Raw genomic sequence first — 17885 nt, forward strand, 5'->3', positions numbered from 1 at the left:
AATCCGTGCATCCCTCCAAGGCGGAGCGGCCTCGCTTCCGTACCCCCCAGCAGCGCCGGGTGGCCGCGCGCGCCTTTGACACGGGTGCGCGGGCCTATCACGACGCCCGCCCCGGATACCCGGAAGAGATCGTGGCGCTGCTTGACGGCGTGGGCACCGTGGTGGACATCGGCGCGGGGACGGGAAAGCTCACCGAGGCGCTGGCCCGGCGTCACGAGGTGCTGGCCCTCGACCCCAGCGCGGAGATGATTCACCTGGCCGCCCGCTACGCCCCGGCCTGGCGCGCCACGGCGGAGCACACCGGCCTAGCCACGCACTCCGTGGACGCCGCCGCCTGCGCCCAGACCTGGCACTGGGTGGACACCGCCCAGGCCTGCTCGGAACTCGATCGGATTCTTCGCCCCGGCGGCCGCGTGCTCCTGGCCTGGAATACCCTGGACGTATCCGATCCCTGGGTGCTCCGGCTGAGCCGGATCATGCACGCGGGGGACGTGCTGCGCCCGGGCTTTTACCCCGACCTCGCCGCTCCCTGGCGGGTTGCGGAGGAGCTGCGCACCGCCTGGACGGATCTCCTCACTCCCCCGGAGATCATCGCCCTGGCCCGCACCCGCTCCTACTGGCTGCGCTCCCCGGGGCACATCCGGCAACGGGTGGAGGCCAACCTAGAGTGGTACCTCTACGAGCACTCGGGGTACAGCCCTTCGGATACCGTCTCTCTTCCTTATCGCTGCGACGCCTTCGTCCTCTCCCGCACGCGCACCGCGATGCGCACCGGGCTGCCGTGAAAGCCGAACTCCTCCCGCAACTTTCGCTCCAGGTAGCGGCGGTAACCGGCGTCGAGGAAGCCGGTGGTAAAGAGGACGATGGTGGGTGGGCGGGTGCTCGCCTGGGTGGCAAAGAGCACCTTGGGCAGGCGGTTATTCTTCATCGGCGGCGGGTTCTTGGCGATGGTCTCGCGCAGCCAATTGTTCAACCGGCCGGTAGAGATGCGCTGATCCCAGCTCTCCAGGGCCTCCAGCATGGCGGGTTCTAGCTTCTGCAAGGCGCGCCCGGTCTTGGCCGAGATGTTGATCCGGCTCACCCAGGGCAGGTGCGCGAGTTGCAGATCCAGCTCCCGGTCGAGTTCCCAGCGGCGATCCTCGTCCATGAGGTCCCACTTATTCATGCCGATCACCAGGGCCTTGCCCGCGTCGAGCACCATGCCCAGCACCCGCTGGTCCTGCTCGGAGATGGGTTCGGAGGCGTCGATGAGCATGACGCACACCTCCGCGGCGTCGATCACGCCCCGGGTGCGCAGGGAGGCGTAGTACTCATGGCCCTGGGCGTTTTTGACCTTCTTGCGCAGGCCAGCGGTGTCCACGAACTTCCACAGGTTCTGATCCAGCTGCACCAGGGAATCCACCGGATCCACGGTGGTACCGGCCACGTTATCCACCACCGAGCGTTCCTCGCCGGTGAACTTGTTGAGCAGGGAGGATTTGCCCACGTTCGGCCGCCCCACCAGCGCCACCCGGCGCGGCCCGGAGACGATCGACGCCGCCCTGGGCTCCTCCGGGAAGGAGGCGATGATCTTATCCAGCACGTCCGCGCCGCCGCGCCCATGCTGCGCGGAGACCGGGTAGGGGTCACCCAGGCCGAGGGAATACAGCTCGGCTACGTCGGCGTACTGGGCATCCGAATCGAACTTGTTGGCCACCAGGATCACGGGCACCTCGGAGCGCTGGAGCCGCCGCGCCATGATCTCATCGGTGGCGGTGATCCCCACCTTGGAGTCCACCACGAGCACGATCACGTCCGCCGTGTCCATCGCGGCCTCGGCCTGGCGGGCGATGGCGGCGTGAATCCCCTTGACGTTGGGGTCCCAACCGCCGGTGTCTTGCACCCAAAAGCGCTGCCCGGCCCAGTCGGCAAGGTAACTCACGCGGTCGCGCGTCACGCCGGGGGTGTCCTCCACCACGGCCTCTCGGCGCCCAAGGAAGCGGTTGACCAGGGAGGATTTGCCCACGTTCGGCCGCCCCACGATGGCCACCGTGCACAGGGCTTCCTTCTCGTGATCCTCCTCGTATTCCAGGGCCATCTCGCTGTCCAGGATCAGGCCGGTGAGGTTGTCGATGACCTCGTCCAGGGTCATCTCGGAGGTATCCACCACGATCGCGTCCTCGGCGGGGCGCAACGGGGAATCCGCCCGCGTGGAGTCCGCCTCGTCGCGGCGCTGCACGTCCGCCAGCACCGCCTCAAAATCGGCTTCGCGGCCCGCGGCGAGGTCTTGCTCGTAACGACGCCGCGCGCGCACCTCCGCCTGCGCCGTGAGGTAGATCTTCACCGGGGCTTCGGGAAACACCACGGTGCCGATGTCCCGGCCCTCGACGATCGCGCGACCCGCCTCTGCGGCGATCTTGCGCTGCAAGGCCACGAGGTTTCTGCGCACCTCGGGAATCGCGGAGATCGCCGAGACGTGCTTGGTTACCTCCGGCCCACGAATGGCCTCCTCGTCGAACTCCGTGGGCAATTCGGCGGTGGCCTTGATGACCTCTGCGGTGTCCCGCGGGTCTATCCCGGCCTCTAGCACGGCCAGGGTGGCCACGCGGTACATCGCCCCGGTATCCACGTACCGGGCGTCTAGGCGCTCCGCGAGCGCGCGGCACGTACTGGATTTTCCGGTTCCGGCCGGGCCGTCCACGGCCACGATCAAGGCATTCACATTCCCACCGCCTTATACAGACTGGTCAATTCCGAGCTATTGAGCGCGCGCATGGAGCCGGGCTTTTGCTCGCCCAACTGCACCGTGTGGATCTTGGTGCGCACCAGGCGTTGCACGGGGTACCCCGCTGCCTTGAGCAGGCGACGCACGATGTGTTTGCGTCCCTCGTGCAGCTCCACCCGGATGATGGACTGTCCGTTGTGCGTGTCTACCACCTGGGCGTAGTCCACCTTGGCGGGGCCGTCGTCAAGCTCCATGCCCTTGCGCAGGGTAGCCATGAGGGTTCGGTCGGCCTCGCCCAGCACGGTGGCCATGTACGTCTTAGCGATCTCGTACTTGGGGTGCATGAGCCGGTTGGCCAACTCGCCGTCGTTGGTGAGCATGATGAGGCCCTCGGTATCCGCGTCCAGGCGGCCCACGTGGAAGAGACGCTTGCCTGCGGCCACGCGCTCGCCCACGATGTCTCCGATGCAGGGGCGGCCCATGTCATCGTGCATGGTGGACTGCATGCCGCGCGGCTTATTAAGCACGAAGTACACGGTGTCCTCGTTGACGTTGACGCGCACACCATCGACGCGGATGATGTCCACGTTGGGATCCACGCGCATCCCCTGGCGATCCACGACCTTGCCGTTGACCTCCACGCGCCCGGCGTCAATAAGGATCTCCGAGTGTCGCCGCGAGGCCACCCCGGCCTGGGCGAGGACCTTCTGAAGGCGAACTCCGCCCGCCGAGGGATTCTCGCGGCGCTCGTTGAGGCTCACGTTTTGGTGCCGCGCGGGGCGGGCAAAAGAGAGCTCGATGGGCTCGTCCTTCACAGATGCGTCCTTCCTCATATGCTTACTGTGCGCCCGTCATCCTACCCCGAATACTCCTCATCAATATGATCGAGTTCCGGTAAGAGCGGGGCGAGGTCGGGCAGGCGATCCAGGGAGTCCATGCCCATGAGTTCCAAGAACAACTCCGTGGTGGCATAGGTATAGGGCGCCTCCGCTTCCTTGATGAGCCCCCGCAATTGCAGGGTGCGCATGACGCCATCGACGTTCACGCCGCGCACGGCGGAGACCTGCGCCCGCGTCACCGGCTGGCGATACGCCACCACCGCGAGCGTCTCCAGCGCCGCCCGGGACAGCCGCGTCTGCGTGCCGTCAAGCACGAATGCCTCCACGGCCGGGGCGTTGGACTGCCGGGTATAAAGCCGCCACCCTTCCTCGCTTTCCCGGAGGTCAAAGCCCGATGCTCGTTCATCAAACTCCGCGGCGATGGCGCGCAGGGTGTCTACCACCACGCCCTCCTCTGCCTCCACCGCCCGGGCCAGCGCGGCGGGGGTGACCGGGGAGTCCACCACCAGCAAAATAGACTCGATCCGCGAACGCACCTCGTTCACAGCAGCACCCGCACGTCCCCGTATCCCGCCACCGTGGCGGCCAGGGCACCCACGCAGGCCCCCTGCCCGCACAAGATCAGCGCCCGAGCGCTCCCCGCCCGCCGCTCCAGTTTCTCGCGGAGGTCCTCCGAGAAATACCCCTCGGCATCAACCAAGGCACGTTCCAGTTCCGCGTCTACCTCCACCGTGGTCACGTAACCGTCGGCCTCTGGCTTATCCGCGATCCGTTCCCAGGCCACCTCCGCGGCGATCATGCCTCGGTTCTTGGGCTGCCCGGGTTCTCCGGTCGCCCGCCCCGAGGCCTCCCACGCCGCCATTCCCCCATCGAGCACGGCCACATTGTTCAGGCCCGCCACCTTGGCCAACCACCACACGTAGGCGGCCAACTCCCCATAGATCACCACCGGGGTTTCATCGCTGATGCCCATGCGCACAAAGTACTCCCGGGGATCGTCTACCTGATCCTGCGCGTCCATCACCAGGGAACCCGGAATCGCTTTTTCCGGTTTCCGCGTGGCGTAGAGCAGCACCGCCTTGCCGCGTAGGCCCGCGCACTGCTCCACATCAATAATCGCTGCCATGCGCACCACGATACGGCTAATCCCAATTGGCCGCGGCCACCACCTCGGGGTCTACCTCCAGGCCCGTCCAGGACGCGCTCAGTTCCCCCAGAGGCTCGGGTTGATCCACCTCCACTGCCTTGGCCTTGTACAGCTCCAAAAGGGCCAGAAATCGGCCTACCACCTGCATGGATACCGCGCAGTCCCCGGTCAAAGCGGCAAAGGTCAACCACCGTTGTATCCCCGCTATCCGCAGCATCTCCATGAGTCGTCCCGCTTGCTCCGGCACGGACACCGCCACGTGGTGCAGGTGATCCGTTCCCACCTCCTCGGGAGGCTTGGGCCGCAGCGCCCCGGCGGCGATCTCGGCGAACCTCTCGCGGCTCGGCAGGGTCACCGGGGGTAGCAACCGGGCGAAGCGCTCCTCCATCGCCACGGCGCGCGGGTAGCGCCGCTGTGCGGCGCGCTGCCATTGCGCGAGCAGATCAGCCACCTTTTTATAGGCGCAGTACTGCAACAGGCGGGCAAAAAGCAGATCCCTGGCGGACAGCAGTTCCATGTCTGCCTCATCGTCCACTTCTCCCCTGGGCACCAGGCGCGCCGCTTTGAGATCAAGCAGCGTGGACGCCACCACGAGGAACTCGGTGGTCTCCTCCAGATCCGCCTGCTCTCCCAGGGCCCTGGTATAGGCGATGAACTCATCGGTGACCTCAGCGAGGGCCACCTCTGTGACGTTGAGCCGCTTGGAGTGGATGAGCTGGAGCAAAAGATCAAAGGGCCCCTCGAAGTTATCGAGGGCCACGCGGAACTCGCTCACGCCCGCTCAATGACCTCCTTGGCCAAGTCCCGGTACTGCTCCGCTCCCTGCGATCGCGGCGCCCAGGAAATAATGGGTTCGCCCGCCACGGAGGTTTCCGGGAAGCGCACCGTGCGGGTAATCACGGAATCAAAGACCTTGTCCCCAAACACCTCGACCACCCGCGACATGACCTCGCGGGCGTGGCTCGTGCGCCGATCAAACATGGTGACCAGGATGCCCATGATGTCTAGGTCAAAGTTCAGGCGATCGCGCACCTTCTCCACCGTGTCGGTCAGTAGGGCCAGGCCACGCAGGGAAAAGTATTCGCATTCCATCGGGATAATCACCCCGTGCGCACAGGCCAGGGCATTGACCGTCAGCAGCCCCAGGGAGGGCTGGCAATCCAGGATGATGAAGTCATATTCCTTCATCACCGGGCGCAACACGCGGGCTAGGGTCTGCTCCCTCCCCACCTCATTGACAAGCTGGATCTCCGCGGCGGAGAGATCAATATTGGCCGGCACCAGGTCCAATCCCGGCACGCTGGTGCGATGCAGGGCGCTGTGGATGCTAGAGCGGTTATCCACCAGCAGGTTGTAGACCGTGACGTCTAACTCCTCATGCGCCACGCCCAGCCCCGCCGACAGCGCGCCCTGCGGGTCAAGATCCACCAAGAGAACCTTCCGCCCCAGCTCCGCCAGGCAGGCCCCAAGATTAATGGTGGAGGTGGTTTTGCCCACTCCGCCCTTTTGGTTGCACATCGCCACGATGGTTGCCGGGCCGTGGCTTTCTACGGGGGCAGGCTCGGGCAAGTCACGCAATGGCCGACCAGTCAGCCCAACGGACTCCATATCACCCACAGTCATACTCACTTCCTTGCCCGGAAACTACACGCGTGTCATTCCTGCCCTAAAGAGTACAGGCTTTACCCGAGCAACACAGAAACAAGCCCACGGGCTTGACTACAGTACAGAAAACACGTTCCCCATTTATCGACCCAGTCAGTCATATTCTCCGTAAAATCGAACGCTCGACCTAAGAATATACCTCGGGTAATGTGGAGACAACGATGAGGGGGATCACCATGGAATACTATTTCTCTACCTGCGACCACTCCGACCCAGTGGCCCGCGCCTACGCACGCATCCGCAAGGAGGAATATCTCCTCTGGGAGGAACTACTTCCGCCGGAGGATCAAGATACCCGCGTGGCACTCAGCACCATCAGTCGTTCCACGGGCAAGGCTCCCTCCACGCTGAGGGATTCCCTCTTCGTGGGCATCTATACCCTGCGCAGGCTTCCCCGCCTCCACGCTCTCCAGCACCGCCTCTTCCACCTCGATCGAGAACGGATCACGGCCATCGGCAACGAACTCCTCGTGGCCTCCCCGGAGCACTATCCGCTTATCGACGCCGCCCTCACCTCCCTGCTAACCCCCACCGCCCCGGCGCAGGCCATGCCCACCACCACGGAGATCAGGAAGCACCTGCGCCGTATTCTTGACGAACTACTCGGTTTCCCCAACGCCACCGCCCCAGGAAACTTATTCATCGAGCACGGGCTCCATGATTCTTCCAGAATCACCGCCTGCCTGCCCAAGGACCTCGGTCTGTGGGTGGAAAAGGCCATTCACAACGTCACCTCCTCCCAGGGATGCTCGCCCATCAAGGCCTTCGTACGCCTCCTCCAGGGAAGCATCACCACCACGGTCACGGTGAACCTTTATCAGGCCACGGACATAGAAAACGCCCCCGTGTGGTCAAGCGGCACGAGCGATTGGCTTCCCCAACACCGCGAGGCCTTCTGGAGGAACCAGGCCCGCCCCACCCAGGCCAGGTGCGAGTCCACCCGCGCGCATAACGCCACCGCTAGCCTCAAGCGTTATCTTCAGGGCCGCGACGGCCACTGCCGGTTCCCCGGCTGCCAGGCGCGCGTCTGCCAGCTCGATCACCGCGTGAATTGGGAGGATGGCGGCCCCACGGCTGCGGGAAACCTCGCTTCTCTCTGCCAGCATCACCACAACATGAAAACCGATGGCATCGTGCGCTACCTGCTAGATGAGGCCACGGGGATCATCGTGTGGATACTCCCCAACGGGCGCTGGCAGGTCAGCGCCCCCACCGGCCCGCTTTCCGCCCCGGGAGCACGTTGGGCGCGCAGCATAGCCCAGTGGCGGAGGGCTAGGCGCGAGGGTGCGCTTGCTGCCAGGCAGACCTCAGGCTATCAGCGGTGACATGCGTGTAGATCTGCGTGGTGGTCACGGAGGAATGACCCAGTAGTTCCTGCACCACACGCACGTCTGCCCCCCCCTCAAGGAGATGCGTGGCAAAACTATGCCGCAGGGTGTGCGGGGAAATGTGTTTGGCAATCCCCGCGGCTTCCGCACGCCCTTTGAGCACCGCCCAACTGCTCTGACGCGATAATCTCCCACCACGCTTATTGAGCAGCAGGGCGTGGCAGCGCGGCGAGAAAGCAGGCCGCCCCCGCACCAGGTACGCCTCCACGGCACGCAGGGCCACCTCCCCCACCGGCACCATGCGCTGCTTGGATCCCTTGCCTGTGAGCACCAGCATCTCGTCCACGCCGTCCACGTCTAAGGCCACCACCTCGGAAATGCGCGCCCCAGTGGCGTACAGCAATTCCAGTAAAGCGCGATCCCGCAGGTCCACCGGGGTATCGCTGGGAATGGAGTCGAGGAGCCTGCCCACCTCCTCGATCGTCCAAGTGTCTGGCAGGTGTTGCCCCGTGGCAGGAGGGGAAACCTCCCTCGCCACGTCCTCGTCCAGTACCCCTTCCTCCACCCCAAAGCGGTGCAGCCCGCGCGCCACCACCAGGGCCCGACCGGCGGAGGCGGTGGAAAGTCCACCGCGCTGAATATCCGCCACGTAGGCTTCCACGTCCGTCTTGGTCACCTCGGCCAGGGGCTTATCCAGCCAGTCCAGGTAACGCTGCACGTCACGCCGATAGTTGCTCAGCGTGTTCTGGCTGAGGCCGCGTTCCACCGCCAGGTGGTTAAGCCAGGTCTGCGCCAGATCCACCGCGCCTCCTCGCCAGGGCCTTCGGCCGCAGGTCAAAAGGCGTGTCCACCGGGCGCGCGTTCCCCTCCGCTGCGGCAAAGATGCCAGCCACGGCCACGGAATTGATAATCTCCCCGTTCAGCACCTTTTCCTTCGCCTCGGCCAGGCTCACCCAAGTCACCTGCATCTCGGCCTCCTCGTCCTCCGGTTCGGGCCGGTCGGTGGGGCTCAGACCGGTGGCCAGGTACACGCGGGTGACTTCGTCGCTCACGCCGGGACTGGTGGCCACGTCGAGGAGCATGGACCACCGGGCCGCGCTTAACCCGACCTCCTCCATCAGTTCGCGGTGGGCGGCCTCCACGGCCTTCTCCCCCGGGACGTCGAGCAGCCCGGCGGGAAGCTCCCATAGGCGCCTTCCCAGGGGGTGACGATACTGCTGCACGAGCGCTATGCGCTCGCCGTCGTGAGCCACCACGGCCACGGCACCAAAGTGCTCCACGATCTCCCGGTTCGCGCTGCATCCGCCGGGCATGGTCACGGCGTCGCGCCGCACGGCGATGATCGGGGCGTCGATAAGCAGGGAAGATTCGGTCACTTCATACATGCGGCGATGAGTCCTTCAAACAACGGGTGCGCCTTTGTGGGGCGGGACTTGTATTCCGGGTGCGCCTGGGTGGCCACCAGGAAGGGGTGATCGGGGTATTCCACGAACTCCACGAGCTGCCCATCCGGCGAGGTGCCGGAGAACACCAGCCCGGATTTTTCAATCTGCTCGCGGTAGGCGTTATTGACCTCAAAGCGGTGCCGGTGTCGCTCCGAGACGTCCGTGGTTCCGTACAAACCTGCCACCACGGACCCCTCCTTGAGCCGCGCCGGATACGCCCCCAGGCGCATGGTGCCGCCGAGGTCCGCCTTCCCGGCCACCACTTCCTCCTGCTCCGCCATCGTGGCGATCACCGGGAACGGCGTATCGGGATCGAACTCGGTGGAGGAGGCGTCAATGCCCACGCTGCGCGCCGCCTCGATCACCACGCATTGTAGGCCCAGGCAGATACCCAGCAGAGGCAGGTTATTCTCCCTGGCGTAGCGCACCGCGGCGATCTTCCCCTCGATCCCGCGCACCCCAAAGCCGCCGGGGATCACCACCCCATCGCACTGCTCCAGGGCGGAGGTATCCTCATCGGCGGAAATCCAGACGATCTTGGCGCGCAGGTGGTGCGCAAAGGCAGCCGCGCGCACGGCCTCCACCACGGAGAGGTAGGCGTCCGGCAGGTCGATGTACTTTCCGACGATCCCCACGGTGACCTCGCCGCGCGGATTATGCACGCGATCGAGCAGGTCGGCCCAGGCGCTCCAATCGACGTCGCGGAACGGCAGGCCCAGGCGTCGAATCAGGAAGGTATCGAGGTGCTCGCGGTAGAGCACCTCGGGAATGTTGTAGATGGAGGCGGAGTCCGCGCACGAGATCACCCCTTCCTCCTCGACGTCGCACATCAGCGCGATCTTGCGCTTCAGGGAGGCCGGTACCTCCCTGTCGCAGCGCAGAACCAGGGCGTCCGGGACGATGCCGATGGAGCGCAGTTCCGCCACGGAATGCTGCGTGGGCTTGGTCTTGAGTTCCCCGGAGGGGGCCAGGTAGGGAACCAGGGAAACATGAATAAAAAAGATGTTCTCCCGGCCCACCTCGTGCCGCACCTGCCGCACGGCCTCCAGGAAGGGCTGGGATTCGATGTCTCCCACGGTGCCACCGATCTCTGAGATGACTACGTCCGCGTCCTCGCCCATCGCCAGAATCCTGGACTTGATCTCATCGGTGATGTGCGGGATCACCTGCACGGTCTTCCCCAGATACTCCCCCCGACGCTCCTTGGCGATCACCGAGGAGTAGACCTTGCCGGTGGTGACGTTCGCCTTGGCGGTCAGGGCGCGGTCCAGGAAGCGCTCGTAGTGCCCCAGATCGAGGTCAGTTTCCGCGCCATCCTCGGTGACAAAGACCTCCCCGTGCTCGAAGGGATTCATGGTGCCCGGATCAACATTGAGGTATGGATCGAGCTTCTGCATGGTCACGGAGAGCCCGCGAGCGGTGAGGAGTTGTCCCAGGCTGGCAGCCGTCAGCCCCTTCCCCAGAGAGGAGACGACGCCCCCGGTGACAAAAATATATTTGGTGGCCGTTTTCACGGAGTTTCAGTTTAACATATCGCGCAGCCGCAATACCACGCTGACCTGCTCAGACACCCTATCCGGGGCAGTGGCCCGCGCCACCGCGTTACCGCGCGTGTTCAGCGCCGCGGCGAAACTCTCCAGGCTGTGCTCCGCAAAGCCCTCCTCCTCACCACTGAGCACCACGATCCCCTGCGCGGGCAGGATAGTGCCGCTGGCGTAGGAAAGGAAACCGGCGTCGCGCAGGGCCGTGAGAAGATCGGCGCGCTCGTCCACGGTGGCCTGCGGCTCGCCCGTCTCCGGGTTGAGCATGAGCGCCGAACCCAGTGCCTCCCCCGCGTGGGTGCCCGGATCGAGACTGTTCTCCGAAAGCTGGGCGCCGGCGGGAAGAGTGTTGGTCACGATGGTCTTGAGGCTATCGGCCCCCTCCTGATCCGTGAAGCGCTCCTCCAGGGTGATCTGCCCGGCGTCGATAGCCCCAGCCTGGTTCAACCAGTGACGCACGGTGGAGGCCCTCTCCGCCGCGTCCGAGGTGGCAAAGATGAGCACGGGGCGCTGATCGAGGGAACCCGCCAGAGCCTCGGGAGCGAGGGATTCCACCACACGATCGGAATCATCCGCCTCCTGGGCGCTGCGCTGAGCCTCGGACTCCGCCGCCGCTACCGCCAGATCGTCCGTGTGATCCACCGGGGCCAGCACGTAGGCCCCCAGGGCGGAGCCCACGGCCACGCCAAAGCCCAGCCCCGCAATCACCAATCCTGCCTTCGCCATGCGTTACTCCTTAAACCAGCCCTGGACCGTCAGCGCCAGGTTATTCCAGGTGTCGATGAGGTTATCGCTAAAACTCCCCGTGCCGCCCAAGCCGGCGATGAGCACGATGGTCGCGCAGGCCACCAGCACGCCGAGAATGGCCCACAGCCACGCTATTCCCCCGCTGGCGGGCACGATGTACAGGCTGGCCACGGCCTCAGCGTCCACCAGCTTGGGCCCCATCTTCGCGCGGGTGACCAGGGCCGCAGGGTTATGCTTCCCGGCGAACATTCCATCGAGGCTTAACGGCGCCCCGGCGTTCACGATCAGTTCCGCCCCGTGGTACTCCACCAGGAGCAGCGCCAGATCCGTCGCGGAATCGGTGGCCGCGGGGAAGGTCATGGCGCCGATTCCGAGGTCTTGAATCCGTTCCAGGCCCGAGGCATGCCCGTCGGCGTCGGCGGGCAACACCACCCGCGCGCCGCTGCGGAGCGTTTCCGCCCCCACGTTCACGGGATTGCCCACGATGAGGTGGGGACGATACCCCATCTCCACCAGGGTATCGGCCGCACCCTCCACGCCCACGATGTAGGGCTCGTACTCCCGGATGAAGTAGCGCAACGCCTCCACCTGTTCGCGGTGGCGGGCCCCGGGGCTGACCACCAGGGTTTTGCGCCCCCGGATCTCCTCACCGGTATCGGGAATACCCAACCCATCGACGAGGAGCGGGGCCTCCGTGTTGAGGAACTCCACGGTGTTGCCAAAGTAGGCCTCCATGCGCTCCACCAGGGACTGCTGGGCCTCGTTAAAGGACTTTTCCGCCTCCTGACGGGTCACCGGATGACCGTCACCCAGGTGCTTGTCCCCGTGGTAGATCCCGCCCTCCTCGGAGACGCGCAGTTTCTTGCCATCGCGCAGGCCGCCCAGGGGGCCCGCGGAATCGATCAGCGCGATCGAGGCATCCAGCAGCATGGTGGGACCGAAGTTGGGCACGGCCCCCGTGCTAAAGGCGGACTTGTTGATGACCACGGAGGGCTTCAGGTCGATGAGGTCCTGCGCAAGGCGGCGGGAAATATCCGAGGCGTCGATCACCGCGATGTCCCCGGGGGAGAAGCGCTTGAGGCCCTTGCCCTGCGAGGTGCAATCGCGCACTACCCCGTGCTGACCGGGGAGATCGTCTTTGCGGGAGAACAGACTCATGCGTCACATCATTGCGCGTTATCATTCTCAAGTGGTGAAGGCGCGCGGGAAAATTCCTGTGCGCGTTCCAACAGTTCCGCCGCGTGCGCCAGCCCCGTGGCGTCCACCAACCCGGCGAGCATGCGCGCGAGTTCTTCCACTCGCCGCTGCCCCGTGAGGGTTTCTACCCCGGAGGTCACCGTATCGTCCTTGGCCACGTGCAAGTGGGTGTCGGCATAGGCCGCCACCTGCGGCAAATGGGTCACCGCGATCACCTGGTTGTGCCGGGCAAGGCGGGCTAATCGACGCCCAATTTCCATCGCCGCGCGCCCGCCCACGCCCGCATCGACCTCATCGAAAACCAGGGTGGTGCCCGGGGATACGCCCGCCAGCACCACCTCCAGAGCCAACATCACGCGGGATAACTCGCCCCCGGAGGCCGCCGCATCAAGAGGACGCCGCGGAGCCTCCGGATTGGCCGCGAGGAGAAGCGATACCTCGTCTAAACCCTGCGGGCCGGGCTCCCCCGTGCGGATATTCACGATGAGTTGCGCCTTGGGCATGGCCAGCCCGTGTAATTCCGCCGAGACGCTTTCCCCCAACTCCCGCGCCGCTCGGCGGCGCACCTCGCTGACCTTTTCTCCCTCCTGGAGCACCGCCTCGTATGCCTTGCGGGTGCGCTTTTTTAATTCCTCCAGCGCCTCCGTGGAGGTATCCATGCGCAAGAGTTTCTCCCTGGCCTTATCCCGCCAGGCAATCACGCCCTCAATGTCCGGGGCATACTTTCGGGTGAGGGTTTTGAGCTGGTACTGGCGCTGCAACGCGGTCTCAAGGGCCTCGGGATCGGTGGGAAGCTCGGAGAGAAAGGCGCCTAGTTCTGCGGTAATCTCCCCCAATGCCGTGGTAATCCCAGACAAGCGCTGGCCCAGTTCCTCCAACACGGGATCGCCGGTCAGCGCGCTGGCCGCGCGGCCCAGAAGCGTCGAGGCGGGGTCGGATTCGTCGGACTCTCCGAAGGCCTCCGCGCCGTCGATAGCAGCCAGCGCGAGGGTGGCCTGCTCGCGCAGGCCATCGACGTCCTGCAAGCGGCGCACGAGGGCTAAGAGCTCGGTGTCCTCCCCAGATTGGGGATCCACCGCGTCGATCTCCTTGAGGGCAAAAAGCAGGCGATCCGATTCCTGCGCTAACTCTCGACGCGACTGCGTGCGCCTGCGCAGATCGCGCTCTAGTTCCTTCCACTCCTGGTAGGCGCGGCGATAATCACCAAGATCAATGTGCGCATACCTGTCTAAGGCCTCCCGCTGCTGCTCCGGGGCGCGCAGGCGCAGTTGATCGTTTTGTCCGTGGATGGTCAACAAACCCTGAGTGAAGGCCGCGAGCGTAGAGGCAGGAACGGAACGCCCGCCCAGGTGCGCGCGGGAACGGCTACCCGCCACGGTGCGCGAGGCGATGAACTCACCGTTCTCGTCCGCTTCCCCACCGACCTCTTCCACGATGGCGGCGGCTTCCTCCCCCGCCAGAAAGCGCCCCTCCACCACGGCCTTCTTTGCACCATTGCGGATCCTTGAGGCGTCCGCGCGGCCGCCCGTGAGCAGGCGCAGGCCGGTGACTACCATTGTTTTACCCGCGCCGGTCTCTCCGGTGAGCACCGTCAGGCCGGGGCTGAGTTCCGTGGTGGCGCGGGGAATCACGCCGAGATTTTCGATGGTGAGTTCAGCCAGCATGGTTATCCTTCCTACCACGCCAGCCCTGCACCGGAAGATCCAGTTTGGACACCAGGCGATCCGCAAAGGGGGAATCGTCGAGGCGCACCCACCGCACGGGCCGCGCCCCGCGCGCCACCTCCACCCGCGCCCCGGCGGGCATGGTCACCTCCCGGAAACCGTCCATCACCACCCGCGCGGAGGAAAGGGACTCCACCGCCGCGGTGGAATGCGGGCTCATCACCAGGGGCTTGGTAAAAAGCGCGTGGGCGTTATTGGGCACCACGAGGATCGCGTCCAGCTCCGGCCACAGCACCGGCCCCCCGGCGGAAAAGGCATAGGCCGTGGAGCCCGTGGGGGTGGAGATCAAGATGCCATCGCAGCCAAAGGAACTCACCGGGCGGCCGTCCACCTCCAGGCTGGCATCGAGCACCCCGTGGCGATGCACGTTTTCGATGCTCACCTCGTTGAGGGCCCAGCCGTGGGCGATGGGGGCCAGGGATTCGGAGAGCACGGTGGCGTCGATGGTCATGCGATCCTCCACGCGATAATCGCGGTCGATCACCTTCCCCACGGCCTCCTCTAGGGATTCCGCCTCCCACTCGGCCAAGAAACCCACGTGGCCCAGGTTAATTCCCAAGACCGGCACGTCCGCCTCGTGGGCGAGGTCTGCGGCGCGCAGAAAGGTGCCGTCCCCGCCGAGAACGAGCACCAGCTCCACGTCCGCGCTCACTCCCGCGCGCGGGGAGCGCACCGTGACGCCACCACGGGAAAGCAACTCCGCGGCCCGCTGCGCGGCCTCCGCGTTATCCCCCATCGGGGGAACCAACACTACCTCACGCATCATTGCGGCCCTTCTGCCACGGCTTGCGCCACCAACTCGCTCACGTTCCTTGCCGGAGGGGCACCCTTGGTCAACCACAGGAAGAACTCCACGTTGCCCTGGGGGCCCGGCAGCGGCGAGGCTACCACCTGCCGCAGCCCCAACCCCAACTCCTGAGCCTCGTGGGCCACCTGCTCGGTGACCTCCGCCCGCAGGGCCGCGCTGCGCACCACCCCGCCGCTACCCAAGCGCTCCTTGCCCACCTCAAACTGGGGCTTGACCATGGGGAAGAGGTCTCCAGTGACGCATTGCGCCAAGGCTGGCAGCACCAGGCGCAGGGAAATGAAGGAAAGATCTCCCACCATCATGTCACAGGGGCCGCCGATCTGCTCCGGGGTAAGGAAGCGCACGTTGGTGCGATCGTGCACCCGCACCCGCGGGTCGTTTTGCAGCCGCCAGATCAATTGGCCATAGCCCACGTCCACCGCCACCACCTCGCGCGCGCCTCGGCGCAGCACCACGTCTGTGAAGCCTCCCGTGGAGGCACCGGCATCAAGAACCCGTTGCCCCGTGGGATCCACGCCGAAGGCATCGAGAGCGCCAATGAGTTTATGGGCGCCCCGGGAGGCCCAGGTATCTTCCTCGGCGCCCTCCACCCGAATGGAGGCCCCCTCCTCTACCACCGTGGCCGGCTTCTGAGCCGGGAAGCCCCCCACCACCACGCGACCGGAGCGAATCATCTCCACCGCCTGTTCCCGCGACCGGGCGATCTTGCGCCGAACGAGTTCCGCGTCCAGCCTTCTGCGCATTAGCCTTCCTTTCCCTTCAGAGCACCCTGCAAAATCTCATGGGTACGCTCCAAAATATCGGCCTCGTCCTCCAGGCGATCGGCAGGTTGCCCCAATGCCCCGTGCAGTTTCTCGCGCAGCTCCTCCGGGGTCATAGTCCCCGAATCTCCGAGAACGGCCCCTCCCAGGCCACCGGCAACGCCGCCAGCAGCCTGTGGTGGCTCGTGTCCCCCTCCACCACCACGGCGTCCCCCTCGCGGCGGGCCGAGGCGTTCTCCTGCGGGCCGGGACGCACCGCGCCGGCCTCCCCGTGCAGGGCGCTCATGCTCTCCGCCACATACGTGGGGCGGTGCTCCGGCGGGGCGGCCAGGAGTTCCTCCCTGCCCGATACCCCGGTGAGCACGTGCAGCGTAGCCATGCCCGCCGCGTTGCCCCCGGCGATGTCCGTATCCAGGCGATCTCCGATCACCAAGGGATTCGCCTTATTTTGAGTCGCCTGCTCAAACATACGCGTCCCCGGCTTTCCCGCCGCCACGGCGCGCACCCCCGTGGCCGACTCCACCGCCGCCACCATCGAGCCATTGCCCACCAAGAATCCCCGCTCCGAGGGCAAGGAGGTATCGCGATTGGAGGCAATGTAGCGGGCACCGCGCTGAATGGCGAGGGCAGCCTCCGAGAGTTGCGCCCAGCCGGTATCCGGGCTGTGCCCGTGCAACACCACCTGTGCCTCTTCCGCACTATCGACGACCCGCAGGCCTGCCTCCCGCGCCAAGTCACGGAAAGATTGTGCCCCCAGGATCAATACGCGGGCGCCCGGGGCTACCTCCTGCGCCAGGCTCACGGCTGCCTGCGCCGAGGTCAGCACGGTTCCCGTCGGCAAACCCATTCGCTTTAGTTTCTCTTGCACCTCCGCGGGCGCCTTGGAGGCATTATTGGTGAGGTAGATCGGATCTAACCCTCGCAGGGCCTCGACCGCCTCCAGGATCGCGGTGTCCCCGTGCCACACGGTGCCATCGAGGTCAAAGAGAAGGGCATCATGTTCCTGGGCCAGGGTCATAACCGCTCCTGGGCATCAAAAAAGCCGTCCTCGTCCAGGGCCATCACGCGCTCGAACCAGGGGCGGGCCTCCTCCTTGCGGCCCGCCGCCTCCAGCGCATCGCCGTAGGCATAGGCCAATCGCAGGGCCACCAGGCCCGTCGCTGTGAGAGAGGGATTCAGGCGTTCCAGGGTCAGCACCGCGGCATCGTGTTGACCCAAATCCTGCCGGGCACCCGCCAGGACGATACCCAGCTCTATCGCGGACTCCTTATCCAACTGCGCGGCCTCCTCGGAGCGACCTATCTCTAGGGCCTTGAGCGGGCGGCCCAACCCGCGCTCGCAGTCCGCCATCAGCGCCAGTAAACCCGGCCCGCCGCTCATGCGGCGCGCCGCCCGCAACTCCGAGAGAGCTTCCTTCCACTCCCCCGCACGGTACGCGGCGATGCCGTTGGTCTCCCGGGCCACCGCCACGCGCCCCGCACGGTTCTTCGCAGCGCGGGCATGGCGCAGGGCAAGTTCGGGGTCCTCGTCCATGAGGGTGGCGGCCATAATCATATGCTTAGCGACGCTCTCCGCATTCTGCTTGGAGAGCACCTTAAGGTCTTGCAGCACCATCGGATCGAGATCCCGAATGTTAATATCCTCCGGCAACGTCGGCTCATCCTCACGGTTTTTAGCCCGCTCCTCGCGGAAACCCTGGCGCTGAGGATTAGTCCGGTTACGGCTTCCAGCGCGCTGAGAATGCCGACGTTCCCGATTCATATGCTGCCTTTCCACGTACCTGACTGTACTTGAATATGTGTGTGGGGGTGTGGGTCACCACAACCCACACCCCTACACACATACCACTATGAATTTTTAGTGTTGGCGGCAACCTACTCTCCCACACCCCAACGAATGCAGTACCATCAGCATGAAATGGGCTTAGCTCACCGGGTTCGAAAAGGGACCGGGCGTTTCCCCACCACCATCAACCACCA

General features: G+C 65.5%; 19 protein-coding genes and 1 rRNA gene. 2 read left to right on the plus strand and 18 right to left on the minus strand.

Translation table 11 applies throughout. The features are described 5' to 3' along the window. Nucleotides 1-5 precede the first annotated feature (5 nt). Entirely contained in the window at nucleotides 6-785 is a 780-nt protein-coding gene (locus tag Cocul_RS03860) for a class I SAM-dependent methyltransferase (protein ID WP_055121957.1), read from the plus strand. Here Cocul_RS03860 and der read toward each other — a convergent pair. Genes der through Cocul_RS03890 form a run of 6 tightly spaced genes read right to left on the minus strand, consistent with a single transcriptional unit; the run spans nucleotide 722 to nucleotide 6313 of the window. Further along, entirely contained in the window at nucleotides 722-2701 is a 1980-nt protein-coding gene (gene der / locus Cocul_RS03865; protein ID WP_055121958.1) for a ribosome biogenesis GTPase Der, read from the minus strand. The genes Cocul_RS03860 and der overlap by 64 nt on opposite strands. Beyond that, on the minus strand, nucleotides 2698-3537 hold the full coding sequence (locus Cocul_RS03870) for a pseudouridine synthase (protein ID WP_055121959.1): 840 nt from the start codon (nucleotides 3535-3537) through the stop codon (nucleotides 2698-2700). Before Cocul_RS03870 ends, der begins: the two co-directional genes overlap by 4 nt. Before the next feature lie 23 nt (nucleotides 3538-3560). After that, nucleotides 3561-4088, minus strand: coding sequence for an SMC-Scp complex subunit ScpB (scpB, locus tag Cocul_RS03875; protein ID WP_150114337.1), 528 nt, complete (start codon nucleotides 4086-4088; stop codon nucleotides 3561-3563). Next, the gene (locus Cocul_RS03880) at nucleotides 4085-4669 is read right to left on the minus strand and encodes a sulfurtransferase (protein ID WP_150114338.1); all 585 of its coding nucleotides are present in this window, start codon (nucleotides 4667-4669) and stop codon (nucleotides 4085-4087) included. The genes scpB and Cocul_RS03880 overlap by 4 nt, the downstream gene beginning before the upstream one ends. Before the next feature lie 16 nt (nucleotides 4670-4685). After that, nucleotides 4686-5465 carry a segregation and condensation protein A gene (locus Cocul_RS03885; protein ID WP_055121961.1) on the minus strand — a complete coding sequence of 260 codons (780 nt, stop codon included), beginning with the start codon at nucleotides 5463-5465 and terminating at the stop codon, nucleotides 4686-4688. After that, nucleotides 5462-6313 carry a ParA family protein gene (locus tag Cocul_RS03890; RefSeq protein WP_055121962.1) on the minus strand — a complete coding sequence of 284 codons (852 nt, stop codon included), beginning with the start codon at nucleotides 6311-6313 and terminating at the stop codon, nucleotides 5462-5464. Before Cocul_RS03890 ends, Cocul_RS03885 begins: the two co-directional genes overlap by 4 nt. Before the next feature lie 218 nt (nucleotides 6314-6531). Between Cocul_RS03890 and Cocul_RS03895 the strand changes: the two genes are divergently transcribed. Next, nucleotides 6532-7680, plus strand: coding sequence for an HNH endonuclease signature motif containing protein (locus Cocul_RS03895; RefSeq protein ID WP_150114339.1), 1149 nt, complete (start codon nucleotides 6532-6534; stop codon nucleotides 7678-7680). Here Cocul_RS03895 and xerD read toward each other — a convergent pair. The 12 genes from xerD to rrf all read right to left on the minus strand — a co-directional run. Then, a complete protein-coding gene (xerD, locus tag Cocul_RS03900; RefSeq protein ID WP_055121964.1) occupies nucleotides 7628-8485 on the minus strand; it encodes a site-specific tyrosine recombinase XerD in 858 nt (285 codons plus the stop codon). The two genes, Cocul_RS03895 and xerD, sit on opposite strands and share 53 nt — an antisense overlap. Beyond that, nucleotides 8460-9068, minus strand: a complete 609-nt coding sequence (locus tag Cocul_RS03905) for an NUDIX domain-containing protein (protein WP_055121965.1) — start codon at nucleotides 9066-9068, stop codon at nucleotides 8460-8462. The genes xerD and Cocul_RS03905 overlap by 26 nt, the downstream gene beginning before the upstream one ends. Beyond that, the gene (locus Cocul_RS03910) at nucleotides 9056-10642 is read right to left on the minus strand and encodes a CTP synthase (RefSeq protein ID WP_055121966.1); all 1587 of its coding nucleotides are present in this window, start codon (nucleotides 10640-10642) and stop codon (nucleotides 9056-9058) included. The genes Cocul_RS03905 and Cocul_RS03910 overlap by 13 nt, the downstream gene beginning before the upstream one ends. 6 nt (nucleotides 10643-10648) lie before the next feature. Further along, nucleotides 10649-11395: a copper transporter gene (locus tag Cocul_RS03915; protein WP_055121967.1), complete on the minus strand. Its 747-nt coding sequence runs from the start codon at nucleotides 11393-11395 to the stop codon at nucleotides 10649-10651. Nucleotides 11396-11398: 3 nt separating this feature from the next. Then, nucleotides 11399-12574: a putative cytokinetic ring protein SteA gene (steA, locus tag Cocul_RS03920; RefSeq protein ID WP_055121968.1), complete on the minus strand. Its 1176-nt coding sequence runs from the start codon at nucleotides 12572-12574 to the stop codon at nucleotides 11399-11401. An 8-nt stretch (nucleotides 12575-12582) separates the two neighbouring features. After that, entirely contained in the window at nucleotides 12583-14277 is a 1695-nt protein-coding gene (gene recN, locus Cocul_RS03925; protein WP_055121969.1) for a DNA repair protein RecN, read from the minus strand. After that, complete coding sequence (locus Cocul_RS03930; protein ID WP_055121970.1) at nucleotides 14267-15103, minus strand: NAD kinase; 837 nt, start codon at nucleotides 15101-15103, stop codon at nucleotides 14267-14269. The genes recN and Cocul_RS03930 overlap by 11 nt, the downstream gene beginning before the upstream one ends. Then, a complete protein-coding gene (locus Cocul_RS03935; protein WP_055121971.1) occupies nucleotides 15100-15888 on the minus strand; it encodes a TlyA family RNA methyltransferase in 789 nt (262 codons plus the stop codon). The genes Cocul_RS03930 and Cocul_RS03935 overlap by 4 nt, the downstream gene beginning before the upstream one ends. Then, nucleotides 15888-16022: a hypothetical protein gene (locus Cocul_RS12990; protein ID WP_281176048.1), complete on the minus strand. Its 135-nt coding sequence runs from the start codon at nucleotides 16020-16022 to the stop codon at nucleotides 15888-15890. The genes Cocul_RS03935 and Cocul_RS12990 overlap by 1 nt, the downstream gene beginning before the upstream one ends. Continuing rightward, on the minus strand, nucleotides 16019-16924 hold the full coding sequence (locus tag Cocul_RS03940) for an HAD-IIA family hydrolase (RefSeq protein ID WP_055121972.1): 906 nt from the start codon (nucleotides 16922-16924) through the stop codon (nucleotides 16019-16021). Before Cocul_RS03940 ends, Cocul_RS12990 begins: the two co-directional genes overlap by 4 nt. Continuing rightward, nucleotides 16921-17682 carry a tetratricopeptide repeat protein gene (locus Cocul_RS03945; RefSeq protein WP_245622090.1) on the minus strand — a complete coding sequence of 254 codons (762 nt, stop codon included), beginning with the start codon at nucleotides 17680-17682 and terminating at the stop codon, nucleotides 16921-16923. Before Cocul_RS03945 ends, Cocul_RS03940 begins: the two co-directional genes overlap by 4 nt. Before the next feature lie 85 nt (nucleotides 17683-17767). Continuing rightward, nucleotides 17768-17885, minus strand: a 5S ribosomal RNA gene (gene rrf / locus Cocul_RS03950); the annotation flags it as partial.

The sequence above is a fragment of the Corynebacterium oculi genome (assembly GCF_001412105.1).
In the GTDB taxonomy this organism is placed as follows: Bacteria; Actinomycetota; Actinomycetes; order Mycobacteriales; family Mycobacteriaceae; genus Corynebacterium; species Corynebacterium oculi.

What these genes read in the sequence shown, in the direction of transcription:
- Cocul_RS03915 (WP_055121967.1), bottom strand. Translation starts at nt 11,395, where the DNA reads ATGGCGAAGGCAGGATTGGTGATTGCGGGGCTGGGCTTTGGCGTGGCC.
- recN (WP_055121969.1), bottom strand. Translation starts at nt 14,277, where the DNA reads ATGCTGGCTGAACTCACCATCGAAAATCTCGGCGTGATTCCCCGCGCC.
- Cocul_RS03880 (WP_150114338.1), bottom strand. Translation starts at nt 4,669, where the DNA reads ATGGCAGCGATTATTGATGTGGAGCAGTGCGCGGGCCTACGCGGCAAG.
- Cocul_RS03930 (WP_055121970.1), bottom strand. Translation starts at nt 15,103, where the DNA reads ATGATGCGTGAGGTAGTGTTGGTTCCCCCGATGGGGGATAACGCGGAG.
- steA (WP_055121968.1), bottom strand. Translation starts at nt 12,574, where the DNA reads ATGAGTCTGTTCTCCCGCAAAGACGATCTCCCCGGTCAGCACGGGGTA.
- Cocul_RS03895 (WP_150114339.1), top strand. Translation starts at nt 6,532, where the DNA reads ATGGAATACTATTTCTCTACCTGCGACCACTCCGACCCAGTGGCCCGC.
- Cocul_RS12990 (WP_281176048.1), bottom strand. Translation starts at nt 16,022, where the DNA reads ATGACCCCGGAGGAGCTGCGCGAGAAACTGCACGGGGCATTGGGGCAA.
- Cocul_RS03905 (WP_055121965.1), bottom strand. Translation starts at nt 9,068, where the DNA reads ATGTATGAAGTGACCGAATCTTCCCTGCTTATCGACGCCCCGATCATC.
- Cocul_RS03935 (WP_055121971.1), bottom strand. Translation starts at nt 15,888, where the DNA reads ATGCGCAGAAGGCTGGACGCGGAACTCGTTCGGCGCAAGATCGCCCGG.
- Cocul_RS03940 (WP_055121972.1), bottom strand. Translation starts at nt 16,924, where the DNA reads ATGACCCTGGCCCAGGAACATGATGCCCTTCTCTTTGACCTCGATGGC.
- Cocul_RS03870 (WP_055121959.1), bottom strand. Translation starts at nt 3,537, where the DNA reads ATGAGGAAGGACGCATCTGTGAAGGACGAGCCCATCGAGCTCTCTTTT.
- Cocul_RS03890 (WP_055121962.1), bottom strand. Translation starts at nt 6,313, where the DNA reads ATGACTGTGGGTGATATGGAGTCCGTTGGGCTGACTGGTCGGCCATTG.